Source organism: Candidatus Cardinium sp. cBcalN2 (assembly GCF_022810445.1).
Classification (GTDB): Bacteria; Bacteroidota; Bacteroidia; order Cytophagales; family Amoebophilaceae; genus Cardinium.
On sequence record NZ_JAACGD010000102.1, the window covers coordinates 1 to 6,876 of the forward strand.

Annotated in this window: 5 protein-coding genes and 2 rRNA genes; 1 reads left to right on the top strand and 6 read right to left on the bottom strand. The window is 39.6% G+C overall.

All coding sequences use genetic code 11. From position 1 onward, the window contains the following. Positions 1-184 precede the first annotated feature (184 nt). The 6 genes from MUW74_RS02990 to MUW74_RS03015 all read right to left on the bottom strand — a co-directional run bounded on the left by MUW74_RS02990 (position 185) and on the right by MUW74_RS03015 (position 5,488). On the bottom strand, positions 185-367 hold the full coding sequence (locus MUW74_RS02990; RefSeq protein WP_243518910.1) for a hypothetical protein: 183 nt from the start codon (positions 365-367) through the stop codon (positions 185-187). Positions 368-424: 57 nt separating this feature from the next. Beyond that, complete coding sequence (locus MUW74_RS02995) at positions 425-1,081, bottom strand: NAD(+)/NADH kinase (protein ID WP_243518908.1); 657 nt, start codon at positions 1,079-1,081, stop codon at positions 425-427. 46 nt (positions 1,082-1,127) lie between these two features. Continuing rightward, entirely contained in the window at positions 1,128-1,433 is a 306-nt protein-coding gene (locus MUW74_RS03000) for a septum formation initiator family protein (protein WP_243518905.1), read from the bottom strand. Positions 1,434-1,489: 56 nt separating this feature from the next. Continuing rightward, positions 1,490-2,164, bottom strand: a complete 675-nt coding sequence (locus MUW74_RS03005; RefSeq protein WP_243518902.1) for a hypothetical protein — start codon at positions 2,162-2,164, stop codon at positions 1,490-1,492. Between the two features lie 195 nt (positions 2,165-2,359). Continuing rightward, positions 2,360-2,471: ribosomal RNA gene (rrf, locus tag MUW74_RS03010) — 5S ribosomal RNA — on the bottom strand. A 103-nt stretch (positions 2,472-2,574) separates the two neighbouring features. After that, positions 2,575-5,488 (bottom strand): 23S ribosomal RNA (locus MUW74_RS03015). A gap of 419 nt (positions 5,489-5,907) precedes the next feature. Between MUW74_RS03015 and MUW74_RS03020 the strand changes: the two genes are divergently transcribed. Then, positions 5,908-6,702 (top strand): thymidylate synthase, encoded by a 795-nt coding sequence (locus tag MUW74_RS03020; RefSeq protein ID WP_243518633.1) that lies wholly within the window; start codon positions 5,908-5,910, stop codon positions 6,700-6,702. The last annotated feature ends 174 nt before the right edge of the window (positions 6,703-6,876 follow it).

Genomic DNA, 6,876 nt, shown 5'->3' on the forward strand with positions numbered 1-6,876 from the left:
AACTGTTTTTCTATTTCAGTTATAAGGAGTGGTTGCTGAAACTTTTTACCAGGGTTTGATTTTTTTGTTACCTTTTTATGAAAAAAGTAAGATAAAAATATCCTTTTACCAAGGTTATAAACAGATAGACAAGCCTAGGTTTTGAATTCAAAAGCAAATAAATTTAATACAATTTATGCAATAATCAAATCTTAAGAGGGCTACTATTCCTTCTAGCATCCAATCCCCAGTACAGCTTTTCACGTAAAACATCAAAAATAGTTGTATGGCCAAATTGGACCAATTTTAATGTAAAAGGAGCTTTCTTAACCACAAGCTGTTTTTGAATCACTATTGGAACAGCCTTACCATCTATGGCCACTAGCATATCGTTATTACGACTTTTAATAACAAAACTTAATAAGGCTGTGTCAGGAACGACTAGTCAACGTAACGTCAAATTATGAGGATTAATAGGAGTAATCACAAAGCTATGAGAACTAGTCAACACGATCGGACCTGAACAGCTCAACGAATAAGCGGTAGATCCTGTAGGTGTAGCAATAATCAACCCATCTGCTCGATAGGTAGTAATAAATTGCCCATCCATATACGCATCAATGGTTAGCAAACTGGCCATATCTCGCTTAAGCAATGCGACTTCATTTAACCCAAATGAAACAGGAGCAGATGCACCATATAAAGCCAAAAGTGCGCGCTCTTCTAATTTATAATCACCCTCAAAAAAGCGTATCAATACACTAACAGCGTCTGTAAGAGTGACCATAGTTAAAAATCCCAAATTACCTCTATGAATACCTAGTAAAGGAATCACATGATCTTTGAGATAGTGAATAGTTTCTAAAAAAGTTCCATCACCACCTAAACTTATAATCAATTCTAAATCTAGTTGTAGATGTAAATCAATCAGATCAAAAACAGGTAGTGTAGATAAATTAACAGTAGATTGAGACTCCAATAATTTAGCTAAATGATTAGAAACTATTATGCGCTTTTGGTAGGTTTTTGATAAATCAATGATTGCTTCTAAAAATACTAAGCTAACTGAACAAACTTGTCTGCTATGTATGGCAATCGACATATGGCTACTATTAAAGATGTTACTATCAAATCAAAAAACACCTAAACTATTCTCGCATAATGACATACAAATCTTCTTTCTCTCGCTTCATATAGTATTTTTCACGAGCCATCTTCTCTAGAAAATCTAAATTACCAACAAGTTCTTTTTTGTCTTTTTTAATCTGTTGAATTTGAGAAATATACTCGACCCTATCTGTCTTTAATTTTTTCAAACGATTATACAAACTAGCTTGCACCCCTAAATTTTGATCATCAAAACAGAGCATCCATACAGCAAAAAAAACCGTTGAAATAGCATAGGGATCTAATAATACTTTTTTAATAGATTGAATACTATTTAGATACTTCATAATAGACTAAGTCTCACAGATTTCGGACCATAAGTAAGCCCAACAAAGCGTTTAATTTATGCATCCTCATCTTGGTCATTTTCTTCTTCGTCATCCTCGTCCTCGTCTTCTTTAAACTGTTCTACAAAATCTAAGATGGCTTCATGAGTTTCTTTTTTTCCTATATCAACGACTTTTTCAAACCTTTTCAAATCACCGCCAGCTATATAGTCCTTGAAAGAATCGATATAATGCTCTGCAATAGTATCCCGTAGCTTGTTAAGACTTATGATAAAAGATGTAACCTGGCCCTGGGTTTCTTTTGAAAAGTCTACTTCTTCTACAAGGATCAATTGCATCAATGATAGCGCCTCTTCACTTAAGTCTATAGGTTTTTCTTGTGAATCAATATCATCTTGTATCGTTTCCCAAGCCTTATAAATCATACGATATAAATCAATAAATAGTAGATGAAGTTTATTCCATTCTCTTTTTTGATCTGAAGAAAGCTCTTCAGGAGATAATTCTGGATCAGCATCTATTCTTTTTAAGAAACACTGGTATAATGACAATTGGTCCTCTAGAAGATCAAGAATTTTATTCTTTACACCAGGATCCAAATTTTGTGCATAGGCTGCTACGTCACTTAGCTGGCCCGTATATTTGTTAGCATTATGGTTACAACCACAAGCAACATTTTGGAGCATAAAACACAATAAACAAATGGTGTTGATTATAATTCGTACAAGCATAATGGACTAAATTAGATTAAAATAAACGGAAGATCATAAAATGATATTGAGCTATAGAAATTATTGGAATAGACTACGGGCATGAAAAAGAAGATAAAAGCGGAGGTTAGCAATTTGAGGCGGATAGTTTTAAATAATTACATATGAAAAAATCCTCACGCAACACTACAGCATAGCATGAGGAAAAAAAATAAAAGATGGCAACTACCTACTCTCCCGCGTTTTACCGAAGTACCATCGGCGCTACTGGGCTTAACTTCTCTGTTCGGAATGGGAAGAGGTGCACACCAGCGCTTTCGTCACCTTTATTTTTAGTATTTTAACAAGTTAACTATATGAACCATAGCGAATCATATAGACTACTCTAAAAAAAAGTAATTGACTACTGTAAAAGCAAAATCAAGAAAAAAAAGAAGAAACATTCGGGTAATTAGTATTGCTCAGCTTTGCCATTTCTGACTTTACACCTGCAACCTATCAAGGTCATCATCTTTAACCACCCTTATTGAAGTCTCATCTTGAGGCGAGTTTCGTGCTTAGATGCTTTCAGCACTTATCTCTTATAAACGTAGCTACTCAGCAGTGCAACTGACGTCACAACTGATACACCAGAGGTTTACCCAACCCGGTCCTCTCGTACTAAGGTCAGCTCCTCTCAAACTTCTAACGCCCGCAATAGATAGAAACCGAACTGTCTCACGACGTTCTGAACCCAGCTCGCGTGCCACTTTAATGGGCGAACAGCCCAACCCTTGGAACGTGCTTCAGCTCCAGGTTGTGACGAGCCGACATCGAGGTGCCAAACCTCCCCGTCGATATGAGCTCTTGGGGGAGATCAGCCTGTTATCCCCAGAGTACCTTTTATCCTTTTAGCGATGGCCCTTCCATTCGGAACCACCGGATCACTATATCCGTCTTTCGACTCTGCTCGACTTGTTTGTCTCACAGTCAAGCACCCTTATGCTATTGCACTCTACGCACGATTACCATCCGTACTGAGGGTACCTTTGAAAGCCTCCGTTACTTTTTAGGAGGCGACCGTCCCAGTCAAACTACCCACCAAACACTGTCTCTTTTTTCAAAAAGATTAGATAACACATAAATAAAGGGTGGTATTTCAACGACGACTACTTACGTAGTCTCCCACCTATCCTACACATTATCTACATATTATCAATGTTAAGCTATAGTAAAGGTTCATGGGGTCTTTTCGTCCCATTGCGGGTAGACGGTATCTTCACCGTCACTCCAATTTCACCGAGCTCGTGGCTGAGACAGCGCCCAGATCGTTACACCATTCGTGCAGGTCGGAACTTACCCGACAAGGAATTTCGCTACCTTAGGACCGTCAAGGTTACGGCCGCCGTTTACTGGGGCTTCTATTCAGCGCTTTAATCTTGCGACTTAACGCCTCCTATTAACCTTCCAGCACCGGGCAGGTATCAGACCTTATACTTCATCTTTCGATTTTGCAAAGTCCTGTGTTTTTGGTAAACAGTCGCCTGGGCCTTTTCACTGCGGCCTATTGATTCTCCTAAAAGAATCAATGAGGCGCCCTTTCTCCCGAAGTTACAGGGCTATTTTGCCGAGTTCCTTGGCCACGAATCACTCGAACACCTTAGGATATTCTCCTCAACTACCTGTGTTGGTTTGCGGTACGGTTAGCTAGCACGTAACAATTTAGAGGCTTTTCTTGGAAGTATGATTAGGGTCATTATCTACGCTCCCGAGGGATTGTAGTACTGTTACCTTCGACAAGTATGGTGGATTTGCCTGCCACACTTATATCTACGGGCTTTAACCTTCTAATTCGTCAGAAGGCAGACCTTTCACTCCTTCGTCCCCCCTTCTCTATTGCTAGCTAGTATCGGAATATTAACCGATTTTCCATCGCTTACGCCGTTCGGCTTCAGCTTAGGGCCCGACTAACCCATGGATGACAACCATCGCCATGGAAACCTTAGTCTTACGGTGTAATGGTTTCTCACCATTATTTTGGTTACTCATGCCTACATTTTCTTTTCTAATCAATTCACTAAACATTACTATTTGGCTTCAGCTTGATTAGAATGCTCTCCTACCCCTTGCTACCCTAGGCAGCAAGGCCATAGCTTCGGTAATATACTTAATGCCCGTTTATTATCGACGCTTTGTCGCTCGATCAGTGAGCTGTTACGCACTCTTCAAATGAATGGCTGCTTCCAAGCCAACATCCTGACTGTCTAAGCAACTAAACTTTCTTAGTTCAACTTAGTATATATTTGGGGACCTTAGCTGATGGTCTGGGTTCTTTCCCTTTCGGATCAGGACCTTAACGCCCTAACCCTCACTCCTAAGCAAAACTGATAGTATTCGGAGTTCGTCTGGACACGGTAGGTTACCCCCCTAGTCCTATCGGTAGCTCTACCCCTATCAGTATACACTTAAGGCTGTTCCTAAAAACATTTCGGAGAGTACGAGCTATCTGCCGGTTTGATTAGCCTTTCACTCCTACCCACAGCTCATCCAAGGACGTTACAATATCCACTGGTTCGGTCCTCCACGTTGTTTTACCAACGCTTCAACCTGGCCATGGGTAGATCACCGGCTTTCGCGTCTAACTCTTCTGACTAAAGCGCCCTATTTAGACTCGCTTTCGCTTCGGCTTTTCCTTTCAAAAGGATTTACCTTGCCAGAAAAGATTAACTCATAGGCTCATTATACAAAAGGCACGCCGTCATTTTATAAGCATGTATAAATACATGCTAAAAAACTCCGACTGCTTGTAAGCGTATGGTTTCAGGTACTATTTCACTCCCTTATTCAGGGTACTTTTCACCTTTCCCTCACGGTACTTGTTCACTATCGGTCTCTTAGGAGTATTTAGCCTTACCGGATGGTGCCGGCAGATTCAGTCAGCCTTTCACCGGGACTGACCTACTCAGGATACTAGCTAAACTAATATCGATTACCTTGACAGGGCTTTCACCTTCTACGGCTTATTTTTCCAAAATAATTTAAGTTCTTGATATTAGTCTATATTGCTAGTCCTACAACCCCATAGCAGCCGAAACTGCTATGGTTTGGGCTAATCCACGTTCGCTCACCACTACTTATGGAATCACTAATTTGTTTTCTCTTCCTCTGGATACTTAGATGTTTCAGTTCTCCAGGTTTGCTTCTCTTCTATTGAAGAAATACCCTACATAGGTAGGGTGGGTTGCCCCATTCAGAAATTTGCGGATCAAATCGTATAACCAATCCCCGCAACTTATCGCAGCTTATCACGTCTTTCATCGCCTCTAAGAGCCAAGGCATCCTCCATACGCCCTTAATTATTTCTTACTTGCTCTTGAAATGGAATCATGCTGAATCCCTAAAAAGAGATTTGCCTACCCTATTTTGCTTTTACAATAAGTCAAAGAACATTTTTGAAACCGTAAGCATAGCTGCTTAGCTTTTTTACCTTGATTTTGGCATTTTTTATGGCTTTTAGCTGCTTTGCTTTGAATCGTAATACAAAGGTATAGCTTTTTTTTGAATCCACAAATATTTTTTCAAATAAATGATCTATTGCTTGGCTTTGCTACCTGTTTTTACAATTATCGCTCCTTTAGTTGCAATAAGGTTTGAGTATATGAGTATATATTAGACCTGCCGCATAATTATTGAGTACTGTAGTAGCAAGGCCTAGCAAAAACTTGTTCTCAAGTCTAATTTGGCATAAATTCAATGCCTAAACTAGAAAAATATAGCGCATAGCAATGGAACCATATTTAAGATTATTAGAAGCTATTTTAGCAGCAGGGATTGATAAAAAAGATAGAACTGGAACAGGAACCAAGAGTATTTTTGGCTACCAGATGCGCTTTAACTTAGCAGAAGGCTTCCCATTGGTTACAACTAAAAAAGTACACCTTCGCTCTATTATTTATGAATTACTCTGGTTTTTAAGAGGAGATACAAATGTAGCTTATTTACAAAAACATGGCATTACCATATGGGATGAGTGGGCCAATAGAGAGGGAGAACTAGGGCCTATTTATGGCCACCAATGGAGAAGCTGGCCTACCGCAACAGGCGAAAAAATTGATCAAATCAGTACGGTGATAGAGGCCATTAAAACCAATCCGGATTCCCGTAGGCTATTGGTAAGTGCATGGAATGTCGGCGAAATTGCTAAAATGGCCTTACCCCCTTGTCATGCTTTTTTTCAATTTTATGTAGGAAACGGACAACTATCTTGTCAACTCTACCAGCGTAGTGCGGACGTTTTTTTAGGAGTTCCTTTTAACATTGCCTCTTACGCACTGTTAACCATGATGATGGCACAAGTATGCCAGCTAAAACCTGGAACACTGATCCACACCTTGGGCGATGCGCATCTATACCATAATCACCTAGAACAAGCGCATTTGCAAATTAAACGTAGCCCTTATCCATTGCCGACTATGCAGCTCCGGGAAAATGTAACCGATTTGTTTGATTTTGTTTATGAGGATTTTATTTTACTGAATTATACACATCATCCAGCTATTAGAGCACCTATTGCTGTATAAATAATCCTATAGACTAGGCTGGATTAGAAGGCTTTTTTCTCCCACTTTTTGCTTGATCAAAAAAATAGACAAAAAATCAAACCCTGGGTAAAAAATTGCTGAAAGCACCCCTTACAACTGGAAAAACAGAATCCGCCCTTCACCCCCCTACCAACTGTTTTTCTATTGCAGTTG